This window comes from Veillonella sp. AF13-2, assembly GCF_003603295.1.
In the GTDB taxonomy this organism is placed as follows: Bacteria; Bacillota; Negativicutes; order Veillonellales; family Veillonellaceae; genus Veillonella; species Veillonella parvula_E.
The window spans coordinates 1-25,950 of the sequence record NZ_QTMT01000002.1 but is presented as its reverse complement, the minus strand read 5'-3'; the positions used below and the strand labels follow the sequence as shown (position 1 = coordinate 25,950).

The following is a 25,950-nucleotide window of genomic DNA, read 5'->3' as shown; positions in this document are numbered from 1 at the left end:
ATGGATAAGGATCTTGTGAAAGCCCTCGCCATGGCAACATCAGCGGGGGTCACACTGGTCTCCTGTATTGGAGGTTTTATTTGGCTAGGTTATAAATTGGATACTTGGCTTCAAACGGAACCACTCTGTATGGTCATATTTGGTCTAATAGGCGCTATAACAGGGTTTTATATGTTATATAAACAAGTTAAGTAGTGAGGTATGTATGAATCAATATATAAAATTCATAGTGTGCGTGTTACTGACTTGTTTTTTTATTGCCTTTTTCGGAGTAATAATACAGATTGCATGCGGATTGCAACAATATGTATGGGGCTGGTTGTGGGGCATTTTTATAATGGTGCTCTACTTGTTAAGTTTAGCTTTGCATGGTCAATCCATTGTATCAGGGGATCCTTACAAAGCCGTTCGTAAAGCTCGTAGACAGATGATATGGCGTCTTATGTTAGTAGGTTCATTAGTAGTCTTAGGATTAAAGATTCCCGGCATAGAGGCTATTAGCGTGTTTGTTGGTGTGGCACTTATTCAGCCTGCATTATATGTTGTTTACTGGTGGCTTAGTCGACATTTCTAATCTTATGATGTGTTAAATTATAGATATATTCCAATAATGCATTATACACAATACATTCATGAGTAATTAGAATTGTTTACCTTTCAAGTGTTGATTATATATCTATAACGATGTATGATGATACATATATATTATATTTATATTTATTGTAAATATATTAGTTTTTTATTATGTCTATGGAAGGGGTTGAGAACGTGGAATTACATGCGGGACACCATGAAGTCGTGCAGTGGTTAGGGTTGACATTTAATATGGATACTCTAATTGCTACATGGGTTACTATGGCTATTGTAATACTGATAACAGTACTAGCCACCCGGGGACGAAAATTGGTGCCTGTAGGCTTGCAAAATATAGTTGAATCTATATTGGAAGGCTTAGAGGGGCAATTAGCTCCGAACTTAGGTCGTCATTGGCCGATGGTGAGTTCCTTGTTATTTACGTTTTTCTTATTTATTTTTGTAGGAAACGAATTAGGTTTAATGCCTACGTTTAAGGCTTTAACATCACCAACATCCGATATTAATACTACTGTTGCATTAGCTCTATGTAGCACATTAGTAGTATGGGTTATGGGGATTAAAGTTAAAGGCTTATCCTATTTCAAGCATTTCGTACGACCTTATAAGGCTTTGCTAATACTGAATATTTTTGAAGAGATTGCTAGACCTGTTACACTTGCCTTCCGTCTATTTGGTAATATCGTAGCTGGTGAAATTCTGTTAGAAGTATTGTACAATTTGCCTTGGTTTGTACCGGCACCATGGGTATGGATTGCTTTTAGTTTATTTATTGGTATTATTCAAGCCTTTATTTTTACCGTTCTTACTGCCTCCTACTTGGGGATGGCTCTTAGTGAGGAACATTAATTTTTTACGGAGGATATATTATGGAAGCTCAAGGTTTATTCGCATTAGCAGCAGCAATCGCAGTAGGTTGTGGTGCCATTGGTGCAGGTATCGGTGACGGTCTTGTATCTAGCAAAGTAATTGAAGGCATTACGCGTCAACCTGAATTGCGTGGTCAATTGATGTCTACTATGTTCGTAGCGATTGGTTTGATCGAAGCGATGCCTATCATCGGTGTAGTAGTAGCATTTATTTTGTTATTCAGATAATAACGAGGAGGAATAACCTTGGTTGACTTAAGCCTTGGAACGATTCTTGCTCAAATGTTGAACTTTTTTATATTAGTTTGGCTATTAGCTCGTTTTGCATATAAACCATTATTGGCGATGATGACAGAACGTAAAGAACGAATTGCTAAAGACTTAAAAGCTGCAGAAAAAGCTCGTGTAGAGGCAGAGGGCTTTAAAGCTGATTATGCTGCTCAAATTGCTAAAGCACGTCAAGAAGCACAACAAATTGTTGAAAAAGCAGTTCAAGAAGCAGAAAATACAACACGCGAACAATTAGTGACAGCACGCGAACAAATTGAACAAGAAAAAAATCGTGCTCGCCAAGATATTGCAATCGAACGTGATCGTGCTATGAATAGTTTACGCAATGAAGTTGTTTCTTTGTCTGTAGCTATGGCTGGTAAAGTTGTTGCTAAAGATATGAACAGCGAAACTAATACAAAATTGATCGAAGACGCTATTCGTCAACTTGATAGTAAAACGATAGGGTTGTGATACGATGAGCATAGAAATTGTAGCAGATAAATACGGTTCGGCTATGTTTGAATTAGCTCAAGAACAAAATAATTTGGAACTCATGGAGGAGCAATTAGGTTATGTAGCGTCCGTTATGGCGGAACAGCCTGAACTTCGTTCATTCCTTGAAAATCCAATCGTTACAGAAGATGCAAAGATTAAGTTAGTTGGTTCTATTTTTGAATCTAGTATCGACAAAGTTGCTTTACATTTTATCTATGTGATGATTAAACGCGGTCGCCATCGTTATATTGCGCAGGCCATTGCAGCGTTTATTCAAAAATCACGAGAGGCTCGTGGTATTTTGGAAGCTACTGTAACTGTAGCAGAACCAATCACAGCTGATGTAGAAGCATCTGTACAAGCTAAATTACGAGAAGTAACAGGGAAAGATGTTATTTTATCTGTGCGTCAAGATCCATCTATTATGGGTGGTATCGTTATCCAAGTAGGGGATAAACGCATTGATGGCTCTGTATCTCGTCGTTTAGAGGAATTAGAAAAATCTTTATTAAGAACGAACTCTATTAGATAGGGGTGAATGGGTATATATGAAAATGAAGCCTGAAGAAATCACTGCTATAATCAAACAGCAGATTCAGGACTATGATGTTGACCTCAATGTCGATGACGTGGGTACTGTTCTCGACGTAGGGGATGGCATCGCCCATATTTATGGTCTTGAAAGAGCCATGGCCGGTGAGTTGCTAGAATTACCACACGGCGTATATGGCTTGGTTTTGAACTTAGAATTAGATAATGTTGGTGCCGTACTATTAGGTGATGACTTCTTGATTAAAGAAGGAGACCAAGTGCGCCGTACTGGCAAAATTATGGACGTTCCTGCTGGAGATGCCTTGATTGGTCGCGTAGTAAACCCTCTTGGTCAACCTCTTGATGGCAAGGGTGCTATCCAAGCTACAGAACGTCGTCCTATCGAACATCCAGCACCTGGTATTGCGGATCGACAATCCGTAAATGAACCATTGCAAACAGGTCTTAAAGCGATTGATGCGATGGTACCAATCGGCCGTGGTCAACGTGAGCTTATCATCGGTGACCGTGGTACAGGTAAAACTGCGATTGCCTTAGATACTATTTTGAACCAAAAAGGCAAAGATGTTATTTGTATTTATGTAGCTATTGGTCAAAAAGAATCTACGGTTGCTCGTGTAGTACAAAAACTTGAAGAAGCAGGGGCTATGGAATATACAATCGTAGTTTCTGCGAGTGCTTCCACTGGTGCACCTCTTCAATACATTGCCCCATACGCTGGTGTTGCCATGGGTGAATACTTTATGTACCAAGGTAAACACGTATTATGCGTATATGATGACTTAACAAAACAAGCGGCTGCATACCGTGCTATGTCCCTATTATTGCGCCGTCCACCAGGGCGTGAGGCATATCCAGGCGACGTATTCTACTTACACAGCCGTCTATTAGAGCGGGCTGCGAAACTTTCACCTGAACTTGGTGGAGGTTCCATTACAGCGTTGCCAATCATTGAAACACAAGCAGGTGACGTATCTGCATACATCCCAACAAACGTAATTTCCATCACCGATGGTCAAATTTTCTTGGGTACAGATATGTTCTACTCTGGTATTCGTCCAGCTGTTGACGTAGGTTTATCTGTATCTCGTGTAGGTGGTAGTGCTCAAACTAAAGCGATGAAACAAGTAGCGGGTCAATTACGTTTGGACCTTGCTCAATATCGTGAGTTGGCTGCTTTCGCTCAGTTTGGTTCCGACCTTGATGCGGCTACACGCGCTCAACTTGATCGTGGTGAACGCTTAACTGAAATGTTAAAACAAGGTCAATATGAGCCTATGAGCGTAGCGGAAATGGTTATTAACCTTTACGCTGGTACAAAAGGGTACTTAGCAGATATTCAAGTGGCAGATGTATTGTCCTTTGAAGCTGAACTTTTACGCTATGTAAAAGCAAATTACCCTGAAATCATCACTAACATTGAAACGTCTAAGAAAATTGACGAAGAAACTGAAAATCTATTGAAGCAAGCAATCCCAGAATGTGTTGAAGCATTTGGCTCTACACATACATTAGTGTCTCGTAAGGAGGCGTAATGTATGGCTAGTGCACAAGATTTGCGAAAACGCATAAAAAGTGTTACCAATACGCAACAAATTACAAAAGCGATGAAGATGGTAGCTTCTGCTCGTCTTCGTAGGGCACAAACAAAAGCGGAAGCTACTCGTCCTTACGCAGAGAAGATAGGGCAAATCTTGCGTCATATGTCTAATAGTGATTTAGAAGGCTTTGAAAGTCCTCTCTTAGATGTGCGACCTGTAGAGCGTACTTGCTATATTGTAGTAGGTGCAGATAAAGGTCTGGCAGGGGCATTTTCGTCTAATGTGTTGAAATTTGCCATGGAACAATTACATGGTAAATCTTCTGACACGTACCGTGTTATCACGGCAGGCAGAAAGCCTAGAGATAGCATGAAATCTAGAGGTATTCATATCGATAAGTCCTATGCGGGCTTTTCTGATAAACCATCCTATGAACATGCGCGTACCATTATGCATGAAGCACTTTCACTATACGAACGTCATGAAGTTGACGAAGTCATCATGATCTATACACGTTTTGTAAATTCTATGACGCAAATTGCACAGGCTGAGCGCTTGTTGCCAATAGAGCAACCACAAGATGAGGTAAAAGGAGAAGAGTATGATTTCATGCCATCTGCTGTATCCGTCTTGGAGGCGTTGTTGCCAAAATACTTAGAAATTACAGTTTATAATGGATTGTTGCAATCTGCAGCTAGTGAATTGGGCGCTCGTATGACGGCCATGACATCTGCTACAGATAATGCAGGGGAACTCATTGAGTCCTTAGGCCTTGAATACAACAAGTTGCGTCAATCTAGTATTACAAACGAAATTTCTGAAATCGTTGGTGGCGCTAATGCCTTGCAATAGATAAGGAGACATCTGTCGATGAGTAATAATATTGGTAAAGTTGTGCAGGTCATCGGCCCAGTTGTAGACGTGCGCTTTGATGCTGGTCATTTACCAGCTATCTACAACGCCATCCACATCTACCATGACCACAAGGCACACGATAGACAAAAAATCGTAGTAGAGGTTATGCAACACTTAGGCGACGATACAGTTCGTTGCGTTGCCATGAGTTCTACTGACGGTATGACACGTAATATGGAAGCGGAAGATACTGGCGCTCCAATCTCCATCCCTGTAGGGGAAGGCGTATTAGGTCGTATCTTTAACGTACTTGGTGAAACGGTAGACCATGATCCAGCTCCAGTTGTGGCTGATGAAAAGTGGCCTATTCATCGTCCAGCACCTAAATTTGATGACCTTTCTCCGGATACACAAATCTTGGAAACAGGTATTAAGGTCGTTGACCTTATCGCTCCATACGTAAAAGGTGGTAAAATTGGTCTCTTCGGTGGTGCCGGTGTAGGTAAAACCGTATTGATTATGGAATTGATTCACAATGTTGCTACAGAGCACGGCGGTTACTCCGTATTCTCCGGCGTAGGTGAACGTACTCGTGAAGGTAATGACTTGTGGAACGAAATGAAAGAGTCCGGCGTTATCAACAAAACAGCTCTCGTATACGGCCAAATGAATGAGCCACCAGGGGCTCGTATGCGCGTAGGTCTTACTGGCCTTACAATGGCTGAATACTTCCGTGATGTGAAGAAACAAGACGTGCTCTTGTTTATCGATAACATCTTCCGCTTTATCCAAGCGGGGTCCGAAGTATCTGCCCTCTTAGGTCGTATGCCATCTGCCGTAGGGTACCAACCTACATTGGCTAATGACGTAGGGGCATTGCAAGAACGTATTACATCTACTAAAGAAGGTTCTATTACCTCTGTACAAGCTGTATATGTACCTGCCGATGACTTGACTGACCCTGCTCCAGCAGCGACATTCGCTCACTTGGATGCAACAACAGTATTGTCTCGTTCCATTGCGGAACTTGGTATCTATCCGGCGGTGGATCCACTCGATTCTACAAGCCGTATTTTGGACCCACATGTACTTGGTGAAGAGCACTACGAAGTAGCTCGTGGCGTACAAGAAGTATTGCAAAAATATCGCGATCTTCAAGATATTATCGCAATCCTCGGTATGGAAGAATTGTCTGACGAAGATAAACTCACTGTATCTCGCGCTCGTAAGATTCAACGTTTCTTGAGTCAACCATTCTTCGTAGCAGAAGTATTTACTGGTTCTCCTGGTAAATATGTGCCATTGTCCGAAACATTGAGAGGCTTTAGAGAAATCTTAGATGGTAAATATGATGAATTGCCAGAAGGTGCATTCTACATGGTTGGTACCATTGATGAAGCCGTTCAAAAAGCAAAGGAAATGCAAGAGAAGGGGGAATAATCCATGGCGGAACCTATGACCCTACAGATAATTACACCTGATGCAATCGTATTCGAAGGCCAATCTACATTCTTTGTAGGTAAAGCTATCGATGGTGCTTTTGGTATTTTGCCAAATCATGCGCCTATGATTATTGCATTAGACTTAGCACCTTTACGCATTGATCAACCAGATGGAACATCTCGTGAATTTGCCGTATTTGGTGGCTTCTGTGAAATTGAACATAATAAGGTGAGTATTGTAACCCCTGACTGTCAAGATCCTACATCTATTGATGTGGATCGTGCACAGCGTGCTAAAGAGCGTGCTGAAGGTCGGTTATCAAATCCTACACCTGATATTGATGTAGAAAGAGCAGAAGCAGCATTGCAACGTGCTTTACTGCGCTTGCATGTTACAAAAATGTTATAAGAAAAAGGCTAGCCAGATGGCTAGCCTTTTTTTAAGAAATTTATCTACAAGACGCTCACACCTTTTAAGGAGTATGCAGTATTCTTAGGTTGTTCTACTTGGAAATCGAGTACAACAGGTGCCTCAGAATTAATACCAGGTGCTTGGTAACGGTCATGGTCTGTTGGAATTCGTTTGTATGGTAATTTATCAAGTAATATAGTCATAACTTTGTTCCAAACTGATTTATGTGTTGGCATAGTTAAAGAGTCATCAGTTTGGTTGAAGCCCGTACGAACAGTATGGATTATCTTATCGTTTACATCATAATAGTATAAAAGGGCATTAACCTTTGCAGCGATATAAATTTCATGATTATCATTATTGTACGAATCTGAGCTGTTAATAGTATTAACTTGTACATATACATCTTGTAATGGCACAGGCATAATAACAATTTCAGAATTTTGGGCCTCTGCAATTTGAGCAAGATCAGCGGCTTTAATTTCTGCAGTTGGTGTGTTAGTGCTTACAATGGTTGTATCATAGTAAGGATATTTAAGTGTATTTGATAAGCGATCTGTCATGTAGTGACCAAATTGAGCTGTGTTTTCATTGCGCAAATTTGCTGGTACAACAATAGTTACTTTGCGGCTTGGAAAGTTTTCCAAGTGACCATCATGACTTGTACTAGTAGCATTAACAGTTGCTTTTTCTGAAGCTCCAGAAATTGGTGTAGATGTTGGTGTTGCAGCTACTTTTATGACAGGCTCCATATTTGTTTTAGGGGTCAATGTAGAAGCCTCATTACTTGTATTACTTTGTATAGTGCTAAGAGCCACAGGTTGCGTTGTATTTGGTGTTAGCTGACTCAAATCGATCATAGCGGCACTAGCTGTTGTAAATGCAGTTGTGAGTAGTACAGCAAGTACTGTAAGTAGTGGACGTTTATAGAGTCCGAAGTTATGTAACATAATTCCTCCTCTTAATAAAACTCTTTTAAAATTACAAATTATACAATTTATATTATTATATCATATATATAAAAAAAAGAAGCAAGCTTAACAGCTTGCTCCTTTAGTCTGGTGGACGATGACAGGATCGAACTGCCGACATCCTGCTTGTAAGGCAGGCGCTCTCCCAGCTGTGCTAATCGTCCATATGTGGTGACCCGTCCGGGAATCGAACCCGGGATACCGCCGTGAAAGGGCGGTGTCTTAACCGCTTGACCAACGGGCCAGAATGGCTCCTCGAGTAGGACTCGAACCTACGACCGATCGGTTAACAGCCGATTGCTCTACCGACTGAGCTATCGAGGAATGGTACGATTGTTATTATATGTTAGATTAATTATAAAAGCAAGCATTTTTTTTAAAACACTATAAAATAGATACTGTCAATTATGACTAAAAGACATAACTTTATAGATAAAATTAGTTATCAATAATTTTGATGAGAAAGTCATTAAAATTAATAAAATCTATGGAGCTTATTAACTATAGGTATTTACTGTGTTCTAAGGTGATTGTATGACTCCAAATGCATGGGAGTTAGCAATATAAGTATATTGAAGATAATCGGTATACATATGCATTATAGAAAAGTTTATAAGATTTAGTTGAAAAGTAGTATCAGTTAAAAGAGAAGTGTATTTATCTTATTAGATATAGCCTATGTTTGTGGTTAATTTTAAACCAAATCTATATATAAGAAAGTAGGTAAAAATATAAGATATAAAAATCTTATTGATATATGATAGACTATGACTTTTATCACAATGAAGGGCTATTTTAGTGACTAGAAAATAAGGTCTATATAGCCTATTGAAAAACCGAAATATATACAAAAATATTCATGAAAACAATTCTCAAAAATCGAAAAAGCATTGAGAAAACTGTATAGGTGGGGCGTTGAATCCCCCTATATTGTGTGCTACGATTTATGTATAGAGTTAATCTCATCGGTTTGAGATAGATATTCTTTCATATGTTTGAGAATTTTAATTTATCTCATCGGTATTAGAATTAATATTCAACTATTTTCCTGAGGAGGGATTATCTTGCGCGAGATTCAAGTATCTGAAATCACAAAAACAGTCCGTCAAATGTGTATGGACGCAGCTTACCACTTGCCAAAAGACATCTATGAAGGTTTGAAAAAAGGCCGTGAAACAGAAGAGTCTTCAGTAGGTCGTATCGTTCTTGATCAAATTATTAAAAATGCAGAAATTGCCGATGCTGAAGATCGTCCATACTGCCAAGATACTGGTATGACTATGGTATTCTTAAAAGTTGGTCAAGATGTTCATTTCGTTGGTGGTGACCTTACAGAAGCTATCAATGCTGGTGTTGCAGCTGGTTATGTTGAAGGTTATCTTCGTAAATCCGTTGTAGCTGAACCATTGTTCAATCGTAAAAATACACAAAATAACACACCTGCAATCATCTACACTGAAATCGTTCCTGGCGATAAAGTAGATATTCAAGTGGAATTAAAAGGTTTCGGTTCTGAAAATAAATCCGATGTAGCTATGCTCGTACCTGCTGATGGTGTGGAAGGTGTTAAAAATGCAGTCCTTGAAATCGTAAAACATGCAGGCCCTAACCCATGCCCTCCAATCGTACTCGGCATAGGTATTGGCGGTACTATGGACCAAGCAGCTGTTATGTCCAAAAAAGCGTTGCTTCGTGACATTAGTGTACCTCATAAAGATGCAGACTATGCAAAATTAGAAGAAGAAATTATGGAAATGGTTAACAAAACTGGTATTGGACCACAATTGGGTGGCACTACAACTTGTATCGGTGTAAACATCGAATGGGGTGCAACTCACATCGCAGGTCTTCCTGTTGCAGTTACTATCATGTGCCATGCTGCTCGTCATGCTCACGTAGTACTTTAATCGATAGGAGGTAAAAACAATGGCTGAATCAATTCGCATTAATACTGAAGAATATAATGAAGAGTTTTCCCGTAAATTAAAAGTTGGTGATAGCGTTCTTATCACTGGTAAAATTTACTCCGCTCGTGACGCTGCTCATAAAGTTATGACTGAAGCTTTAGCGCGTGGTGAAAAATTGCCAATCGACTGGACAAATAAGTTTGTTTATTATCTTGGACCAACACCTGCAAAACCTGGTGATCCAATTGGTTCCGCTGGTCCTACAACTTCCGGTCGTATGGATGCTTACACACCAACAATGCTTGATCAAGGTATCAAAGGCATGATTGGTAAAGGTTCCCGCAAACCAGAAGTAGTTGAATCCATGAAGAAAAATGGTTGCACATACTTCGCAGCAGTTGGTGGCGCTGCAGCATTGATTGCAAAATCCATCAAAAAATACGAAGTTCTTGCTTATGGAGAACTTGGACCAGAAGCTTTGGCTGAATTGACTGTTGAAGATTTCCCTTGCATCGTAGTTGGCGATACTGAAGGTAATAACTTCTACGAATTAGGCCAAAAACCTTACAGAAAAATCTAATATCACCATTGAGTGATTGAAAGAGGCTTGCTTTAGCAAGCCTCTTTTTGTTGTTAAGCCATAATCATAAGACGTTCATCCGTTACGTGTAGAGTTTAGTCTATCGATTCTGTCGGTTTTATGATAATATACATATAGATTTTATACATTCAATTTGAGTGAGGCGATAACATGACTTCTGTAGAAACTATTCGTCAGTCAGCTCGCAACGCGATGGCTGAATTACTTGATTTAGCAAAGGTTCGCGAAGGTCAATTATTCGTTGTTGGCTGTTCCACTAGCGAAATTGTAGGTAAAAAAATCGGCACTGACTCTCACCTTGATGTGGCTCAGGTCGTATTTGATGAAATATACAATGCTGTTAAGGCTAAAGGACTTAACTTGGCGATTCAATGTTGTGAACATATTAATCGTGCACTTGTTATGGACCGTAGCGCTATGACATGGGAGGAGGAAGTTAATGTTGTCCCTCAACGTCATGCGGGTGGTGCCCTGGCTGTGATGGCGTACGAACATTTTGATGATCCTGTGATGGTTGAATTTATTCAAGCTGATGTAGGCATCGATATTGGAGATACTTTCATTGGTATGCACATGAAACACGTTGCAGTGCCTGTACGTCTTTGTGTGAAAGAAATTGGGAAAGCACATGTGACCGCTTGTCGTGTTCGTCCGAAGAGCATTGGCGGTGAGCGTGCTGCATATAATGAAGCATTGATGTAGGGGGATAGTATGTCAAACCTAATACCGTATTTTGTATTAGCCGTCGTGGCATTGGGATTCTTTGCTGTTTGCTATGCTGTATTTAGCGGTGGTGATGGTGAAAGTAAGGCAAAAGAAAAATCCTATAAAAACATAAGTAATAAAAATAATCTTAAAGAGCATCATGATGTTATATTTGCAACGGAGTCGCAAGAGGGCAATGTAACAATCACACATACGAGTGGGACTAATGTATATACTGCATCAATTCCGGATACAGTTGAAACGGTGGTCGGTGAAGAGCGAGAACCGGCTGAACCTCTGGTTGATCCTATAGATACCTCTTATAATAGAAGAAGTACTCTAAAGTCTAATTCAAGTCATATTTCAGAGGGAGAATATGCGTTAGCATTAGGTTCGGATAATGGAACACCAATAGGTTCGGATAATGGCAAACCAATAGGGGATGAAACCATTGTGATGACAGCCGTATCAGATCTTAAGCAAGCTAATCAAGCTAATCAAGGTGTTACTCCGTTGGTGGATAAAACTATTGTCCTCGATGTTGTTACAGATGAACTTCTCAATAACGCAAACTCTGTTGAAGATACAATTGCTATGGGTGAATCTGTGGAAGCCTTTGAAGCTGATGAAGCGGATAGCATAGATGCTACGCAGATGATAGGTGGTGCGAACGAAATACAAACCGCGGAAGGTCCATCGGTATTAGATGAAACGCGTTTGTTTGATGCTTCTGAAATTGAAGCACAATTGGCGGCAACAAGTTTAACTGAAGAGGAGGAACCGCATGGTCAATGGGCAAAAGCGGCGCATGAGGATAAATGCGTTGAGTTGGCTATAGCACCATTTGCTCATTCCTTTGGGGTGTTACATGGTGATACGCAACACTATGTAGAATCTATTACAAGAGATGCTTTAGCAGCTCTCAATATTAGAAAAATTGTTGAAGTGAATGCATTACTAGAGAATATTGTTATTCAAGAAGCGTTGATGAGTATGCAAAAGGCATATGCCGCTACAAATACAGAGTGGATGAAGTCCGCTGCGTTAGGTGCTTTTCTAGATGTGGTTCAATCTCCTAAATCTAGTACGCCATACCTCGTAGCTTTTGATGCATTACGTGTATTACCTCATTTAACTTTAGGTCACTTCCAAGTTATGGCCTTAACATTATTGTTACAATATTCTAGAAACTCTAATAACTATGGATTGATTCATTTCCAACATTATGTGGAAAAATATATTGAGCCATTCATCTCTGATTTGCCTCGAAATGATTCCTTCTATCGCCAGCTAGACTATTTACGCTGTACACAAGAAGAACAAGAGCCTATCACTTTATGCCAAGTGTTATCTAATTCATATCCGTTTGTATTTAACTATCGTGGTTTTTCTAAGGAAGAACTCTTCCGTGCTACAGATGGTCATGGTGTAGATCCACGTTATGTGGTGCGTAGCTTGAACTCCAATCTTTATAAATTAGCCTTGGTAGATGAGTCTTTGGCACCACAATTCTTTAGACAAACACGAATTTCTAATGCTATGGTTCAACGTGATCTTTTAGCTCTGATGAAGAGCAAACCTACTGCTTTCAGGGGCCAAGAGGCGCGTGATATTATGGATGATATTTCACCGGTTCTATTGGACTTAGCTGATGTCTTTGATAGCACGTCAATGTCTAAAATTAGCTTAACATTGTTAGGCCTTTACTTAGGCCGTGCTCATGTGAAAGCAACCATTGGTGAAGAATTTGATTTGTCTCATTGGTTCTAATGTATAATTTTAAGCACTATATAGTTTGAAAAATTATATAATATAGTTATTAATATGGGTATATATTTAAAACCGTTATATACTTTATGAGTCGTGTAATAAAAAAGTCTCTCAAGATAATCTTGAGAGACTTTTTAGTTTGTTAAATTTAATAGCCATTAAGTATTAAAAGGTGTTAAAGCCGAATTCTTCAATGTCTTCAATGTTTTTAATTGTTACGGTACGCCCTGTAATATCAATGAGACCTTCATCGCGAAGGCGTCCTAGTTCACGGCTAAGGGCTGTGCGAGATACATTGAGTACCTCAGCCATTTGCTCGCGGTTGTGGGGTAATTGAATTGTGTTAGAATGCTGACGTTTATAAATATCTGTTAAGTACGCAAAAATCTTTTCGCGCATCCCTTTTAATGTGAGGTAGTGGACTTTTCTGGTTAATAGAATTGCTTTTTCAGATAAATCCTCTAATAGATTAGATAGGATTTTAGTTTGGCATTGATGACAATCCGGCAATGTTTTAATAAAGGTTTCAAGCGGAATAAACATAATTTTAGTTGCTTTTGTCGCCTTAATGGTAGCAGGCCATAAAGGTTGTTTACTAAATAATAGTGCTTCTCCGAAAATATCTGATTGCTCTAAGTTTGCCATAATAACCCGTTGGCCTATTACATTTTCACGAGTTAGTAAAGTGCTGCCCTCAAGGATGACGCCGATACCCTCCATAGGATCTCCAGCGAGGGCTATAAAATCGTTTTTTTTGTAACTGTGGATGATAACTTTGGCATTATTTAAATAGCCACGCAGCTCTGGCTCTCCTAATGTATTGAATAAAGGACATTTCACGAGGGTGGGCATATATTGATTAATGATATCGTTTGAAAGTATTTGTTTCATAGGCACCTCCGGTGTGATAAAGTCTATAGCAATTAAAAATGATTATTGTATAATAAAAGTATAAGACCAAATGGTCTACCTGTTCCATAAGGGGAGTCAGGAAAATTTTTGAAAAAGTTTTTATTTGTTGCTCAAGCTACAGAAATTGTATCATCTTTACGTTATACTTTCAAATGTAATCAATCAGACAACTGATAAAACATCAGTGTAATGTATAGGTTTTATATTATCTAGATTGACTGCGAGGAAGTCTCGCAAAGGAGGATTTTCAAATGAGCATGTTCTGTTATCAATGCGAACAATCTGCAGCACCAGGTGGCTGTACTGTACAAGGTGTATGTGGTAAAACTGCACCAGTTGCTAACTTACAAGACGAATTAACTGCTGCCTTAGTTGGTTTGGCTCGCGCTTTAGACGTAAAGGGTCATACTAAAGAAGGTATCGATTATATTATGCGCGGTTTGTTCATGTGTGTAACAAACGTAAACTTCTCTGAAGACCGCGTTCAAGAATTCATTGACGAAGTAAATGCTTACCATGCAAAAGTGGATAGCGCTCAACAAAACTTTGATTGGGAACAATTGTGGAAAGGTGAAGAAGACATCGTATCCCTTCGCTCCACATTATTGTTAGGTATGCGTGGTATGGCTGCGTACGCATGGCATGCTGCTCGCCTTGGCTTCCACGATGCTGATGTTGACGCTTGGTTCGTTAAAGGCATGGTAGAATTCGCTAAAGCTCACAGCGCTGAAGAATGGCTTGATCTTTTGATGGAATTTGGTCAAATTAACTTGAAATGTATGGCTGTTCTTGATAAAGCTAATACTGAAACATATGGTACCCCTGTACCAACTACAGTTCCTTTGACTGTAGAACCAGGTCCTTTCATCGTTGTAACTGGTCATGACCTTCATGACTTGAAACAATTATTGGAACAAACTGATGGTAAAGGTGTAAATATCTATACTCATGGTGAAATGTTGCCTTGCCACGCTTATCCTGAATTGAAGAAACATCCTCAATTGAAAGGTAACTTCGGTACAGCATGGCAAAACCAACAAAAAGAATTTGTTGATGTTCCTGGCGCATTCTTGTTCACTACAAACTGCATTATGCCACCAAAAGAAAACTACAAATCTAATATCTTCACTACAGATATGGTAGGTTTCGATGGTTGTGCACACATTGAAGAAAAAGAAGATGGTACTAAAGACTTCTCCGCAGTTATCAACCGTGCTATCGAATTGGGCGGCTACAAAGAAGCTCAAGAATTCACTGGTATCAACGGTGGGCATGAAGTAACTACTGGTTTCGGTCATGGTACAGTATTGGGTATTGCTGATAAAGTAATTGATGCTGTAAAAGCTGGCGCAATCAAACACTTCTTCTTGGTAGGTGGTTGTGACGGTGCTAAAGTAGGCCGTAACTACTACACTGAATTCGTTAAACAAACTCCAAATGATACTGTAGTATTGACATTGGCTTGTGGTAAATTCCGTTTCAACGACATGAACATCGGCGAAATTGGTGGTATCCCTCGTATCCTTGATATGGGTCAATGTAACGATGCTTACTCCGCTATTCAAGTAGCAGTAGCTTTAGCTGGTGCATTTGAATGTGATGTAAACGACTTGCCATTAACATTGGTATTGTCCTGGTACGAACAAAAAGCGGTATGTATCTTGTTAACATTGTTGGCATTGGGTATCCGTAACATTTACATCGGACCTTCCTTGCCTAAATTCTTCTCCAGCAATGTATTGAACATTTTGGTAGAAAAATTCCAATTACATCCAATTACAACTCCAGAAGCTGACATGAAAGCTATCTTGGGCTAATAGGATCTATTAATCTGTTAACTACAGTCCTACGTCCCCTCTCTTTTATGATTTAGGACTGTTGTTATAAATAACGCACCTAGGGTTATCCTTAGGTGCGTTTTTTTACTATTCTTTGATAGTTTTCATATAAATAGTAGTCCTTCATAGACGCACAAAGATGCCTCTAATGTGCATATAGACAAGGCTCGATATTGATTGTTATACTATAGGTAAGTAAGAGATTTCTCACATTATTTGTGTGTATATAGAGGTATGTATGAACAGTATTTTTGATATTATAGGGCCTATTATGATTGGTCCGTCTAGTTCGCATACAGCGGGTGCTGCGCGACTAGGCAAGATGGCGCGGTGTATTTTTCGTGCTACTCCTAAAAAGGTAGATTTAACATTATATGGATCTTTTGCAAAAACTTATAAAGGGCATGGTACGGATCGTGCTTTGATTGGCGGCTTATTAGGTTATAAAGAGGATGATGCGAACATCCGAGTTGCCCATGAATTAGCGAAAAAAGAGGGGATGGAGTTTTCTTTTATTGAGTCTCCTCTTGATGTAGGGCATCCGAATGTGGTGCGTTTTGATATGTATGATGAACATAATCGTCATATGACTGTTATTGGTCGCTCTCTCGGCGGTGGCCAGATTATGATTACCGAAGTAGATGGAAATGATATGTCCATTACAGGAGATGAGTTTACGCTCGTTGTGTTCCATGAGGATAGACCTGGTGCGATTTCTCTTGTGAGCCAAGCATTGAGCGAGTCCGATATTAACATCGCTACGATGCGTGTATTCCGTAAGGGCAAGCATAAGGATGCAGTCATGGTTATTACTACGGATACAGTGGTAAATCCTATTACGGTTCAGTTTATGCGCGAATGTCCAGGCATTCAAGATGTTATGACCTTTGAAGCATTATAGGAGGGCGAATGATGAGTTATGCATATGATACAATTGCAGATATTATTCGCCTAGGTGAGGAAAATAATATCTCCTTTGGCGAAGTAGTTTTGCGTTATGAATTAGAAAATTATGATCGTAATGAAGCGGCGGTTGTTAGTGAAATAGAGAAGCGCTTAGATATTTTTGAAAGCTCCATTCAAGATGGCATAGCTTATGCGGAGAAAACGGCTTCTGGTATGTCCGGTGGTCAAGCGGCACAGCTTAATGGGCAAACACCTCGTTTTATGAGCGATATTGCGTATAAGGCAATGACGTATGCTATTGCTGTAAATGAGGCAAATGCAAAGATGTTCCGTATTGTTGCTTGTCCTACGGCTGGCTCTTGTGGTGTTATGCCTGGTGCTGTGAAAGCCGTAGCGGACCACTACCAATTAGATAGAGCTACAGTTGTAAAAGGCTTCTTAGCTGCGTCCGGTATTGGTAATGTAGTAGCAAATCGCGCTTGTGTTGCTGGTGCTGTTGGCGGTTGCCAAGCGGAAATTGGTACGGCTGCGTGTATGGCAGCAGGAGCGATTGTCGAAATGATGGGCGGTTCACCACGTCAAGTAGGTCATGCTATCGCATTGTGCATGAAAAATCTATTGGGGCTTGCTTGTGATCCGGTAGCAGGGCTCGTAGAGGTGCCATGTGTTAAGCGTAATGGCTTTTATGCAGTCCATGCTATTACTGCATCTGAAATGGCGTTAATGAATATTGAAAGCCAAATTCCACCAGATGAAGTCATTGAAGCGATGAATAATATAGGCCGTGCTATGCCGGCAGCATTGCGTGAAACAAGTGATGGCGGTCTTGCGGTGACACCGACAGGTACAGCTATTGCAGAACGAGTGCAATCCTTATAAGGATTGCACTTTTTTCATGCTTTCATTTGTAGTAAAATAAAGATTAGACTAGTTCAGAAAGGAGCGTGTATGATGGAACAAGCAAATCGAATATTGACCGTATTAGAAGAAGCCGGTTATGAAGCTTATATCATAGGCGGCGCTGTGCGCGATATTTTAATGCATCAAAAGCCACATGACTTTGATATTGTGACATCTGCACGTCCCGATACGGTAATTGAGGTATTACGTGGACATGATATTCAAACGACAGACCTCGTAGGCAAATCTTTTGGTGTAGTGGTGGCTACATTAGAGGGCAAGCAATACGAAATTGCTACATATAGGACGGAGCGATATGGAGCGGATAGCCATCGTCCCGAAGAAATTACCTATGCGGATACCTTAGAAGAAGATGTGTTGCGTCGTGATTTTACTGTTAACGGCATGGCTATGAATCGTTACGGTGAGGTTATAGACCTTGTAGGTGGACGACGTGATATCAAACATAAAACGTTACGCACCATTGGTAATGCGCAGGAACGTTTTGAAGAAGATGCATTGCGATTATTTAGGGCGTGCCGCTTTGTGGCGAAGTTGGATTTCTTGCCGAGTAAAGATCTATTAGAGGCTATGCCTAAGGCTTTTCATCGCGTACCTGGTTTGTCTTTAGAACGTGTACGAAATGAGATTAATCGTCTCATGTTAGAGCCTGCGGTGGCTAAAGGCCTTGATGTCCTTGTTCAATCCCGCTTGGCAGAATGCTCTTGTCGTGTTGTAGAAAATGGTACGGCTCGGGAGGTTCCCATTTTGCCTGAACTATATCATCTCGTGAATTTGCCCCAAGAAAAGGACTTTCACGAATTCGATGGTTGGTACCATACATTAGCCGTTGTGTCCCATACGGAGCCGGATTTGGTGTTGCGTTGGGGGGCCTTATTACATGATGTGGCAAAGGGAATGCCAGCGGTACGTGCTGTTATCAATGGACGCCTTACGGATCGTGGGCATGATACACTAGGAGCGGAGATGGCAGAAACGTTATTAACCCGACTAGGATATCCGAAGGCCTTTGTAAAACGCGTGGCGTGGATTGTGAAAAACCATATGCGCTTTCACTATTTTGTACAAAATGGCGATGCAAATGAGAAAAAATGGCTTCGCAAGGAAGCCCGTAGTGGTGAATTCCGAGATAGCCAAATTATGCGCACTGCATGGGAGCAATTAGCTAAGGTTTGTGCTGCCGATGTATTAGGTTGTGGGAAACCTTACTCGTCTACAGACGGAACATTAGCCTTTGGAGAATGTATGGCAGATCTTAGTTTAGAGATGCCTGTACATACCAAGGACTTAAATTATGACGAACGAGTGATTAAGCTCGCTGGGAAACAAGTAGGGGAAGGATTGCAGTATTTATTAGGTCAGGTTCAAAATGGGGTGATTCCTAATAAACCAGATGCGCTATATGACGCATTAGACCATAAGTTACGCCGTCCATTGGAGAAATGATGAATTTACTAAATAAAGCGTTGCGACGCATGAGTGGTTGGAGTCGTACTACTTGGTGCCTTGCCATACTCATGACCGTTGCCTTCGTCCTTATCGGGCGTTTAGCACAGTTACAGGTCTTTGATACCTTTGACCTAGAGAAGAAAAACTTATTACAAGTTCAAGTAGATAGAAAATTACAATCGCCGCGCGGTACAATCTATGACCGTAATGGCAAGCCTTTGGCGATGAGTGTAGTTACAAAATCTTTATATGCGGATCCGAAGATGATTAAACAGTCTCCTCAAGAGATTGCGGATCTCATCTCACCGTACGTAACGATGTCAAAAGAGAATATTGTGAAAGCTTTGCAAGAGGATACCGCCTTTGTCTGGTTGAATCGTATGATGGATGCAGACAAATCAAAAGGGGTACAACAAGTTATTAAGGATAATAATATTGCAGGCCTTAATTTCGTTGAAGAATCTAAGCGCTATTATCCAAATGGTGTCTTAGCGGCACAAGTATTAGGCTTTGTCGGTACTGATGATAAAGGCCTTGATGGGCTAGAAATGGTTCTTGATGACGAATTAAAGGGGGGCGTACAACAAGAAATTGTAGCTACTGATAATAAAGGGAATGCCATCTTTGGTTCCGTACTATCTAAATTTTTACCAGATAAGGGTAAAAGTGTAACCTTAACCATCGATGCAACAATTCAATTTATTGCAGAACGCGCTCTTGATAAGGCGATGGTTGATACAGGGGCTAAACATGCTAGCGTTATCGTTATGGATCCTAAGACTGGTGAAATTCTTGCGATGGCAAATCGTCCAAGCTATGATCCTAACAATTATAACCAAAGTGGTGAAGAGGATTTCAAAAATATTGCGGTTACCAATTTATATGAACCAGGCTCTACATTCAAACCTATCATTGCATCTGCAGCTCTTGCAGCAGGCAAATGGAAGTTAGACACTGTGTATAACGATAAAGGGGCCTTCGCTGCCAATGGACATATCATTAGAAACTGGAATGGTGAGGGATATGGTCCTGTTCGTTTGCTAGATATTTTGAAGTACTCTATTAATACTGGTATGGCTGAAATTGGTACATTAACAGGCGCAGATATTCTCTCGAAATATGTACGTGATTATGGCTTTGGTTCTGAAACAGGTATTGAATTGCCTGGTGAAGGAGCAGGTATTTTGTATAATCCAGAGGATATGAGTAAGCTAGACGTTGCGACTATGTCCATCGGTCAAGGTATTGCGGTTACACCATTACAAATGGTTCGCGCCTTTGGTGCACTTTCTAATGGTGGGGCTATGATGAAACCACATATCATCAAGTCTTATAGTAACTCTCAAGGCGATGTTACAAGTACGACTGAAACATCTGTTGTGGGACAACCAGTTCCGGCGGAAACCGCTAAAACCATTGTAGATATTCTAGAAAAAGAAGTATCCGAAGGTGGCGGTACAAAAGCGATGGTAGAAGGTTATCACTTCGGCGGTAAAACTGGTACGGCGGAAAAACTAGATACCAAACATGGCGGTTATCTCGACGGACAATACATTGCGTCCTTTATTGGCTTTGGCCCTGTAGAGGATCCAAAATTTGTAGTTCTTGTCGTTATTGATGACCCACAAAAGGGTTCTTTTTATGGTAGTCAAATTGTAGCCCCTGTATTTAAGGACATCGTATCTCAACTTGTACGGTATTACCAAATGAGTCCGTATGTTAAAGAAAGTACACCAGTAGCTGTTAAAGCTGCTAATACATTACCTGAACCAAAACCGGGAAGTGATGGTTCTGTTACATTGCCTAACTTTACTGGTTTTACCTATGGTGAAGTGCGTGATTGGTTACATAAGGCGGGACTTGCCTTTAAACCGGATGGAACTGGTACGGCTACATCTCAAGATGAAAGTAGCGGTACAACTGTTCAGGCTGGTACAGCAATTACTGTTCATTTCCGTAGATAAAACGAATTCGGTCATAATTAGAAATTATAGACAGTTCGTTATATAATAGAATAAGAGACTTAGGTGCCTCTCCGGAGGCACCTTATTTTATAGATAGTTTGAATGAATGGAGATACTTATGATCGAATTACGCGGTAAAGCAGTAGCAGACGCTCACAAGGCGATTTTACAAGAAAAAGTTGCAGCAGTTGGCGACTCTGTAATTACTATGGCAGTATTACTCGTTGGTGAAGACCACGGTGCTCATATGTATGCTACATTTATGGAAAAAACAGCTAAAAATTTTGGCTATGGTTTTGTGCTAAAGCAATTGCCTGAAACGGCAACGCAAGATGAAGTAGTAGCGGCGTTGCATGAATTAAATACTGATCCATCTATTCATGGAATTTTACCGCTAATGCCAATGCCTAAACACATTGATACAGAAGCTCTTATCGATATGTTAGATCCTAAAAAAGATATTGATGGTCTTACAACATATAACATCGGTTTAGTAACAGCTGGTAAGGGTGGCTTTGCTCCTTGTACGGCTAAGGCTTGTATGGCTATTTTAAATCACTATAATATTCCTTTAGAAGGAAAACATGTGGTTGTAGTCGGTCGTAGCCAAGTTATCGGTAAACCTGTAGCGCTTATGTCACTCGCTGCACATGGTACTGTTACAATGTGCCATTCTAGAACTTCTGATCTAGTAGAGCAAGTAAAGCGTGGTGATATTATTATTGCTGCGGCTGGTCGTGCTCATATGATTACTGCTAATATGATTAAGCCTGGTGCTGTTGTTATTGATGTAGGTATTAATGAACTGGACGGCAAAACTGTAGGTGATGTTGATTATGATGCGGTAAAAGATATTGCATCTGCCATTACTCCTGTACCAGGAGGTGTTGGATCCGTAACAACGACAATGATGCTAGAAGCGGTATATGAGGCATACCATGCATGAGATGTCTATAGCAGAAGGTATTCTTGATGTAGCGCTCGATACCTTACGTCAACACGATGCGACAGTCATTCATTCTATTCAACTAGACTTAGGGTTAATGAGTGGGGTAGAACCTGATTCATTGTTATTTTGTTGGGAAGCCATTACAAAGGGAACCCCTGCGGAAGGCTCACGCATAGAAATCAATACTATTCCTATTGAAGGAAAGTGTTTAGATTGTGATAAAATATTTTCTGTAAAAAATTATACGTTTATTTGTCCTTATTGTGACAGCCATTTCGTACAAACTATAGGCGGTCGTGAGTTACAAGTGACCTCTATGGATATCGATTGATAGAAAGGTTAGGGCATGCAAGTTCAAGTTAAAACTAATGTACTGGCAAAAAACGATGCTATTGCAGAGGCTTTACAACAGTTGTTTAAGGAAAAGAATATATTTGTATTTAATCTGTTAGGTTCACCTGGGGCAGGTAAGACTTCCCTTTTGGAGGCAACCCTACAAGATTTAAAAAAGGAGTATCGCTTAGCCGTTATTGAAGGCGATTTATTTACGGCAAAGGATGCCAAGCGCATTCATGAGTTGGGTGTGCCTGTTATCCAGATTAATACGGTTGGTGGGTGCCATCTCGATGCACAGATGATTCAAGATGCCTTAGGTGATCTGAATCTTGATGACCTCGATATGATTATTATCGAAAATGTAGGCAATTTAGTGTGTCCTGCGGAATTTGAGATTGGTGAAAGCATGAAAGTAACGGTTTTATCTGTTACCGAAGGTGAAGATAAGCCCCTTAAGTATCCGTTAATCTTTAAAGAGTCTAAGGCCATCCTTATTAACAAGATTGATTTATTGCCCTATGTGCCTTTCAAAAAGGAGCAGGCAATACAAGATATCCGTAATTTAAATCCAAATGGAGAAATTTTTGAAGTAAGTTGCACGGCCCACAATGGTCTTGAAACATGGTTGAATTGGTTGCGTGCACAGTTGGAGAATAATCGATGAACTATTCTATGAAGAGCCGTATTGTAGCAGCCCTCCTTGTGGGCTTGTGTGCTACTACAATCAGTTATGCAGCAGAGCCTGCCATTTCCACTGTTAACCCAGTTGCAGTAGAAACTACTGATGACACTAACGTTGTAGCTCAAGATTCCGCTAATGCGAGCAATGATGGTAGTGTAGATGGAACTGGTGAGGTTGATAGCTTGTCTTACCTTGATAATGCACCAGTTAGAGTTGTTAAGCTAGACCCAAAAACGAAACAGGAAGGTTCTAAAACTGGATGGCTCGCAGAGCAAATGGCTGTAACTGAATTTGGTGATTCTATACAATTCTGGCAAGCGGCTAGTGAGAACGAAGGTCCTTTGCCGAGTATCACTCAGAATAATTTAGCTGATATTGGTAAGTCTTATACGGCAAACAGTTTACCGCCTTTAGGTTCTCAGGATGACTATGCTATCGGCACATACCGATTGGAAGATCAGTTTGAAGTTCCAAAAGATGTAGAAAAAACTGAGGTACGTGATAACTTTACTACGTATTACATGAAAGATGTAGCAGTAACTGTATATACTGGACCTGCTCAAGAATTGTTGGTTAATAATCAATTGCGCGGTCAAGGGGCGACTTACTTCTTTGAACCAAATACTATTACAAATATTCATAGTACGAAAAAAGGCGCTAATACAGTACGTGACATTGGCCCTGGTAGCACACGGATGGAATTGATATTTGCCTATGGCAGTCCTAATGCGATGTGGCGTGATAAGAAAAATGAGACGTATATTTTCCTTTATGAGGGGCATTCCGAAAATTCATTGCCTCAAAAAAAGGAGTTTAAGAGTCCCGTAGAGAATACAAATAGTAATAGCCAACAACAATCTATGCTTGGTCAGCAAAAAGAATATATTGCTTTCACCATTAAACAAAGCAATATAGAGGCTGTAGACATTATTAGTGGACAAGTATGGCCTAGATTTGGATTGCCGAAAGCTGAAGTGTATGATTTTGAAGCTGGTACACTTACGGCTGATGATTTTGTATTGCGTGGGTTCAAGTTGAATGACCATTTTGTTAATGATCCTAATAATGATTGGAAACATCAAGGCATATTGTTTGGTTCCACTTTTATTGGCTATAATGAATACGGTGTGAGTGTAGATAAAAAAGATCTTATCAATCGCGTATTATTAAATGTGTATACGCCTACACGTCGTGGAATCGCAATGGGTGATACCAAATATTTATTGCTCTTTGTGTATGGTATGCCAACTCGTATTGTTGAATCTACAACAAAGGCGGGGACGTCTACCGTATATGAATATAAAAATCCAGCGGCAAGCAACTCTTATTTACAGTTTGCCCTAGATGATAAAAACCAATATATCAAATCCGTTATGTTATCTGACCGTCCTGTAAAATAGGATAGGTCACAGCGAGGAGGCAAAGGGTATGGTTACTGTACAAGATGTAAAAGAACGTTGGGAAAAGATTCAAGGTGATGATGAACGTATATTGTTTATCGTTGGTGGTCCAGGTTCTGGTAAAAGTTTGCTAATTCGTGAGCTGTCTGAGCAGAAGGGCTGGAAATACTTGGAAGCTAAGCAACTCATCGAGGAAGAGTTTTTGCTCGTGCCTCGTGATGAACGGCCTCAATTAGCGGAAGAAGTTATTTGCCGTGCTCTTAGCCGTAGCGATACGGAAGTAGTTCTGCTAGATGGTATTAATGTATTCTTTGCACCTATCTTAAATCTAAAACCATTTGAGTTGTTAAAAACTATTAGTAAGAAGTATCCTATTGTCGTTGGCTGGCGTGGACATATTGAAGGGGACCAGTTGTACTTAGAACATAACAATAATCCTAAACATGCTGTAGTTAGTATTGCACATCCAGATCATGTTATTGCAATCGACTAAAGGTATGTTTGAACATATTGGTTGAATATAGAAAAAACTATAAATGTATAGAAGGAGATAGCGGTCTATCTCCTTTTTTAGTTATATAATTACAGTTATTAGGTAAAAATATAGTTCTGTAACTTCCTATTATTTGATTCTACTAAACCTGAAATATGGATGGTAGTTAGTATGGACTAGCAAGGAATGCAACTATGTAAAGGTATATAAAGAATATACTAGTAAATAAAAGTTGATTGCTAGATATATTCTGAAAACAAGGCATTTTATAGAGGATTGATAAAATATAAATTTTTTTTGACAAAATACTTGCATAGGGTATCGTTTCATGTTATTATGATTAAGCACTAAGGGTGACCACAGTGAACGAAAAACTTCAAAAAAGTTTTTAAAAGGTTCTTGACACTTAGTGTGCTAGGTGATACAATTCATCTTGTCGTAATGATGCTGGCGTAGCTCAATAGGTAGAGCAGCTGACTTGTAATCAGCAGGTTGTGGGTTCAATTCCTATCGCCAGCTCCATTTTATTTATGGAGGGATTCCCGAGCGGCCAAAGGGAGCAGACTGTAAATCTGCCGTCTTCGACTTCGAAGGTTCGAATCCTTCTCCCTCCACCATTCATAGCGGGGTGGAGCAGTTGGTAGCTCGTCGGGCTCATAACCCGAAGGTCGCAGGTTCAAGTCCTGTCCCCGCAACCATAAAAACCACAGTGAAATGATCGTTCATTGTGCTGGTGTAGCTCAGTCGGCAGAGCGTATCCTTGGTAAGGATAAGGTCACCGGTTCAATCCCGGTCACTAGCTCCATACATGGCGGCATAGCTCAGTTGGCTAGAGCAATCGGTTCATACCCGGTGTGTCCGCGGTTCAAATCCGTGTGCCGCCACCATTAAACCTCACCTTGGTGGGGATTTTTTTATTTCTTTACATATGACATGCTATTCTAAGACTTTGTATATATGGTATAATAATAGGTAAGGAAATCTTATATTCCATTGATAAATTAGGGTTAATATATTATATTAATACTAGAATGTAATTTGTTTTTGTGAAGGAGGATATAATCCTAATGGCAAAAGAAAAATTTGAACGTACGAAACCGCATGTTAACATCG

26 protein-coding genes and 8 tRNA genes are annotated in these 25,950 nt (G+C 40.2%); 29 read left to right on the top strand and 5 right to left on the bottom strand.

The genetic code is table 11. The annotated features are described in order from the left end of the window. From DWV85_RS04095 to atpC, 10 genes are all read left to right on the top strand, one after another. Positions 1-195, top strand: a complete 195-nt coding sequence (locus DWV85_RS04095) for an AtpZ/AtpI family protein (RefSeq protein ID WP_012864790.1) — start codon at positions 1-3, stop codon at positions 193-195. Positions 196-337: 142 nt separating this feature from the next. Further along, positions 338-574, top strand: coding sequence for a hypothetical protein (locus tag DWV85_RS09370; protein ID WP_243632523.1), 237 nt, complete (start codon positions 338-340; stop codon positions 572-574). Between the two features lie 170 nt (positions 575-744). Next, complete coding sequence (atpB, locus tag DWV85_RS04085; protein WP_123138078.1) at positions 745-1,443, top strand: F0F1 ATP synthase subunit A; 699 nt, start codon at positions 745-747, stop codon at positions 1,441-1,443. A 20-nt stretch (positions 1,444-1,463) separates the two neighbouring features. Continuing rightward, positions 1,464-1,691, top strand: coding sequence for a F0F1 ATP synthase subunit C (gene atpE, locus DWV85_RS04080; protein WP_004695064.1), 228 nt, complete (start codon positions 1,464-1,466; stop codon positions 1,689-1,691). Positions 1,692-1,709: 18 nt separating this feature from the next. Further along, a complete protein-coding gene (atpF, locus tag DWV85_RS04075) occupies positions 1,710-2,207 on the top strand; it encodes a F0F1 ATP synthase subunit B (protein ID WP_123138077.1) in 498 nt (165 codons plus the stop codon). A gap of 4 nt (positions 2,208-2,211) precedes the next feature. After that, a complete protein-coding gene (gene atpH, locus DWV85_RS04070) occupies positions 2,212-2,763 on the top strand; it encodes an ATP synthase F1 subunit delta (RefSeq protein WP_120056077.1) in 552 nt (183 codons plus the stop codon). Between the two features lie 16 nt (positions 2,764-2,779). Continuing rightward, on the top strand, positions 2,780-4,318 hold the full coding sequence (gene atpA / locus DWV85_RS04065) for a F0F1 ATP synthase subunit alpha (RefSeq protein ID WP_012864785.1): 1,539 nt from the start codon (positions 2,780-2,782) through the stop codon (positions 4,316-4,318). Positions 4,319-4,321: 3 nt separating this feature from the next. After that, positions 4,322-5,176, top strand: coding sequence for an ATP synthase F1 subunit gamma (gene atpG / locus DWV85_RS04060; protein ID WP_120056081.1), 855 nt, complete (start codon positions 4,322-4,324; stop codon positions 5,174-5,176). Between the two features lie 18 nt (positions 5,177-5,194). Continuing rightward, positions 5,195-6,619 (top strand): F0F1 ATP synthase subunit beta, encoded by a 1,425-nt coding sequence (atpD, locus tag DWV85_RS04055; RefSeq protein WP_123138076.1) that lies wholly within the window; start codon positions 5,195-5,197, stop codon positions 6,617-6,619. A gap of 3 nt (positions 6,620-6,622) precedes the next feature. Further along, entirely contained in the window at positions 6,623-7,030 is a 408-nt protein-coding gene (atpC, locus tag DWV85_RS04050; protein ID WP_120056085.1) for an ATP synthase F1 subunit epsilon, read from the top strand. Between the two features lie 44 nt (positions 7,031-7,074). Here atpC and DWV85_RS04045 read toward each other — a convergent pair whose 3' ends face one another. The 4 genes from DWV85_RS04045 to DWV85_RS04030 form a co-directional block, all read right to left on the bottom strand. Then, a complete protein-coding gene (locus DWV85_RS04045; protein WP_123138075.1) occupies positions 7,075-7,983 on the bottom strand; it encodes a hypothetical protein in 909 nt (302 codons plus the stop codon). A gap of 109 nt (positions 7,984-8,092) precedes the next feature. Then, a tRNA-Val gene (locus tag DWV85_RS04040) sits at positions 8,093-8,168 on the bottom strand. Between the two features lie 5 nt (positions 8,169-8,173). Next, positions 8,174-8,248, bottom strand: a tRNA-Glu gene (locus tag DWV85_RS04035). Between the two features lie 4 nt (positions 8,249-8,252). Beyond that, positions 8,253-8,328, bottom strand: a tRNA-Asn gene (locus DWV85_RS04030). Positions 8,329-9,068: 740 nt separating this feature from the next. On the opposite strand from DWV85_RS04030, the gene DWV85_RS04025 reads away from it, so the two are divergent. The 4 genes from DWV85_RS04025 to DWV85_RS04010 all read left to right on the top strand — a co-directional run bounded on the left by DWV85_RS04025 (position 9,069) and on the right by DWV85_RS04010 (position 12,987). Continuing rightward, entirely contained in the window at positions 9,069-9,911 is an 843-nt protein-coding gene (locus DWV85_RS04025) for a fumarate hydratase (RefSeq protein ID WP_004695072.1), read from the top strand. Between the two features lie 19 nt (positions 9,912-9,930). After that, positions 9,931-10,491, top strand: a complete 561-nt coding sequence (locus DWV85_RS04020) for a Fe-S-containing hydro-lyase (RefSeq protein ID WP_004695073.1) — start codon at positions 9,931-9,933, stop codon at positions 10,489-10,491. A gap of 171 nt (positions 10,492-10,662) precedes the next feature. Further along, a complete protein-coding gene (locus DWV85_RS04015; protein ID WP_123138074.1) occupies positions 10,663-11,214 on the top strand; it encodes a TIGR01440 family protein in 552 nt (183 codons plus the stop codon). Between the two features lie 9 nt (positions 11,215-11,223). Then, entirely contained in the window at positions 11,224-12,987 is a 1,764-nt protein-coding gene (locus DWV85_RS04010) for an LPO_1073/Vpar_1526 family protein (RefSeq protein WP_123138073.1), read from the top strand. A 165-nt stretch (positions 12,988-13,152) separates the two neighbouring features. On the opposite strand, the gene DWV85_RS04005 is transcribed toward DWV85_RS04010, so the two are convergent. Continuing rightward, a complete protein-coding gene (locus DWV85_RS04005) occupies positions 13,153-13,878 on the bottom strand; it encodes a Crp/Fnr family transcriptional regulator (RefSeq protein WP_123138072.1) in 726 nt (241 codons plus the stop codon). Between the two features lie 272 nt (positions 13,879-14,150). On the opposite strand from DWV85_RS04005, the gene hcp reads away from it, so the two are divergent. From hcp to DWV85_RS03930, 15 genes are all read left to right on the top strand, one after another. Beyond that, a complete protein-coding gene (gene hcp / locus DWV85_RS04000; protein ID WP_123138071.1) occupies positions 14,151-15,716 on the top strand; it encodes a hydroxylamine reductase in 1,566 nt (521 codons plus the stop codon). Between the two features lie 259 nt (positions 15,717-15,975). After that, positions 15,976-16,638, top strand: coding sequence for an L-serine ammonia-lyase, iron-sulfur-dependent subunit beta (gene sdaAB, locus DWV85_RS03995; RefSeq protein WP_060919016.1), 663 nt, complete (start codon positions 15,976-15,978; stop codon positions 16,636-16,638). An 11-nt stretch (positions 16,639-16,649) separates the two neighbouring features. Next, positions 16,650-17,522 carry an L-serine ammonia-lyase, iron-sulfur-dependent, subunit alpha gene (sdaAA, locus tag DWV85_RS03990; RefSeq protein WP_081094595.1) on the top strand — a complete coding sequence of 291 codons (873 nt, stop codon included), beginning with the start codon at positions 16,650-16,652 and terminating at the stop codon, positions 17,520-17,522. 69 nt (positions 17,523-17,591) lie between these two features. Next, a complete protein-coding gene (locus DWV85_RS03985) occupies positions 17,592-19,010 on the top strand; it encodes a CCA tRNA nucleotidyltransferase (protein ID WP_123138070.1) in 1,419 nt (472 codons plus the stop codon). Further along, positions 19,010-20,977 carry a penicillin-binding transpeptidase domain-containing protein gene (locus tag DWV85_RS03980; RefSeq protein WP_207798794.1) on the top strand — a complete coding sequence of 656 codons (1,968 nt, stop codon included), beginning with the start codon at positions 19,010-19,012 and terminating at the stop codon, positions 20,975-20,977. The genes DWV85_RS03985 and DWV85_RS03980 overlap by 1 nt, the downstream gene beginning before the upstream one ends. 118 nt (positions 20,978-21,095) lie before the next feature. Continuing rightward, a complete protein-coding gene (locus DWV85_RS03975; protein ID WP_123138068.1) occupies positions 21,096-21,923 on the top strand; it encodes a bifunctional 5,10-methylenetetrahydrofolate dehydrogenase/5,10-methenyltetrahydrofolate cyclohydrolase in 828 nt (275 codons plus the stop codon). Beyond that, positions 21,916-22,257: a hydrogenase maturation nickel metallochaperone HypA gene (locus DWV85_RS03970; protein WP_008602471.1), complete on the top strand. Its 342-nt coding sequence runs from the start codon at positions 21,916-21,918 to the stop codon at positions 22,255-22,257. Before DWV85_RS03975 ends, DWV85_RS03970 begins: the two co-directional genes overlap by 8 nt. A 15-nt stretch (positions 22,258-22,272) precedes the next feature. Next, a complete protein-coding gene (hypB, locus tag DWV85_RS03965) occupies positions 22,273-22,926 on the top strand; it encodes a hydrogenase nickel incorporation protein HypB (protein ID WP_123138067.1) in 654 nt (217 codons plus the stop codon). After that, positions 22,923-24,344 (top strand): hypothetical protein, encoded by a 1,422-nt coding sequence (locus DWV85_RS03960; protein ID WP_123138066.1) that lies wholly within the window; start codon positions 22,923-22,925, stop codon positions 24,342-24,344. The genes hypB and DWV85_RS03960 overlap by 4 nt, the downstream gene beginning before the upstream one ends. A gap of 28 nt (positions 24,345-24,372) precedes the next feature. Beyond that, positions 24,373-24,837, top strand: coding sequence for a BREX-3 system P-loop-containing protein BrxF (gene brxF, locus DWV85_RS03955; protein ID WP_004695092.1), 465 nt, complete (start codon positions 24,373-24,375; stop codon positions 24,835-24,837). A 446-nt stretch (positions 24,838-25,283) separates the two neighbouring features. Then, a tRNA-Thr gene (locus DWV85_RS03950) sits at positions 25,284-25,359 on the top strand. A gap of 10 nt (positions 25,360-25,369) precedes the next feature. Continuing rightward, positions 25,370-25,454, top strand: a tRNA-Tyr gene (locus DWV85_RS03945). 5 nt (positions 25,455-25,459) lie between these two features. Further along, positions 25,460-25,535: transfer RNA gene (locus tag DWV85_RS03940), tRNA-Met, on the top strand. 31 nt (positions 25,536-25,566) lie between these two features. Further along, a tRNA-Thr gene (locus DWV85_RS03935) sits at positions 25,567-25,642 on the top strand. A 5-nt stretch (positions 25,643-25,647) separates the two neighbouring features. Further along, a tRNA-Met gene (locus tag DWV85_RS03930) sits at positions 25,648-25,724 on the top strand. Positions 25,725-25,950: the final 226 nt, after the last annotated feature.

Excerpts from the sequence above, each read along its gene's own strand:
- hypB (WP_123138067.1), top strand. The coding sequence starts at position 22,273 with ATGCAAGTTCAAGTTAAAACTAATGTACTGGCAAAAAACGATGCTATT.
- brxF (WP_004695092.1), top strand. The coding sequence starts at position 24,373 with ATGGTTACTGTACAAGATGTAAAAGAACGTTGGGAAAAGATTCAAGGT.
- DWV85_RS09370 (WP_243632523.1), top strand. The coding sequence starts at position 338 with ATGGTGCTCTACTTGTTAAGTTTAGCTTTGCATGGTCAATCCATTGTA.
- DWV85_RS03970 (WP_008602471.1), top strand. The coding sequence starts at position 21,916 with ATGCATGAGATGTCTATAGCAGAAGGTATTCTTGATGTAGCGCTCGAT.
- atpG (WP_120056081.1), top strand. The coding sequence starts at position 4,322 with ATGGCTAGTGCACAAGATTTGCGAAAACGCATAAAAAGTGTTACCAAT.
- atpA (WP_012864785.1), top strand. The coding sequence starts at position 2,780 with ATGAAAATGAAGCCTGAAGAAATCACTGCTATAATCAAACAGCAGATT.
- DWV85_RS04015 (WP_123138074.1), top strand. The coding sequence starts at position 10,663 with ATGACTTCTGTAGAAACTATTCGTCAGTCAGCTCGCAACGCGATGGCT.
- atpB (WP_123138078.1), top strand. The coding sequence starts at position 745 with ATGTCTATGGAAGGGGTTGAGAACGTGGAATTACATGCGGGACACCAT.
- DWV85_RS03985 (WP_123138070.1), top strand. The coding sequence starts at position 17,592 with ATGATGGAACAAGCAAATCGAATATTGACCGTATTAGAAGAAGCCGGT.
- atpC (WP_120056085.1), top strand. The coding sequence starts at position 6,623 with ATGGCGGAACCTATGACCCTACAGATAATTACACCTGATGCAATCGTA.
- DWV85_RS03980 (WP_207798794.1), top strand. The coding sequence starts at position 19,010 with ATGAATTTACTAAATAAAGCGTTGCGACGCATGAGTGGTTGGAGTCGT.
- atpD (WP_123138076.1), top strand. The coding sequence starts at position 5,195 with ATGAGTAATAATATTGGTAAAGTTGTGCAGGTCATCGGCCCAGTTGTA.
- DWV85_RS04005 (WP_123138072.1), bottom strand. The coding sequence starts at position 13,878 with ATGAAACAAATACTTTCAAACGATATCATTAATCAATATATGCCCACC.
- hcp (WP_123138071.1), top strand. The coding sequence starts at position 14,151 with ATGAGCATGTTCTGTTATCAATGCGAACAATCTGCAGCACCAGGTGGC.
- DWV85_RS04095 (WP_012864790.1), top strand. The coding sequence starts at position 1 with ATGGATAAGGATCTTGTGAAAGCCCTCGCCATGGCAACATCAGCGGGG.
- DWV85_RS03960 (WP_123138066.1), top strand. The coding sequence starts at position 22,923 with ATGAACTATTCTATGAAGAGCCGTATTGTAGCAGCCCTCCTTGTGGGC.
- atpE (WP_004695064.1), top strand. The coding sequence starts at position 1,464 with ATGGAAGCTCAAGGTTTATTCGCATTAGCAGCAGCAATCGCAGTAGGT.
- DWV85_RS04020 (WP_004695073.1), top strand. The coding sequence starts at position 9,931 with ATGGCTGAATCAATTCGCATTAATACTGAAGAATATAATGAAGAGTTT.
- DWV85_RS04010 (WP_123138073.1), top strand. The coding sequence starts at position 11,224 with ATGTCAAACCTAATACCGTATTTTGTATTAGCCGTCGTGGCATTGGGA.
- atpH (WP_120056077.1), top strand. The coding sequence starts at position 2,212 with ATGAGCATAGAAATTGTAGCAGATAAATACGGTTCGGCTATGTTTGAA.
- sdaAA (WP_081094595.1), top strand. The coding sequence starts at position 16,650 with ATGAGTTATGCATATGATACAATTGCAGATATTATTCGCCTAGGTGAG.
- sdaAB (WP_060919016.1), top strand. The coding sequence starts at position 15,976 with ATGAACAGTATTTTTGATATTATAGGGCCTATTATGATTGGTCCGTCT.
- DWV85_RS04045 (WP_123138075.1), bottom strand. The coding sequence starts at position 7,983 with ATGTTACATAACTTCGGACTCTATAAACGTCCACTACTTACAGTACTT.
- DWV85_RS03975 (WP_123138068.1), top strand. The coding sequence starts at position 21,096 with ATGATCGAATTACGCGGTAAAGCAGTAGCAGACGCTCACAAGGCGATT.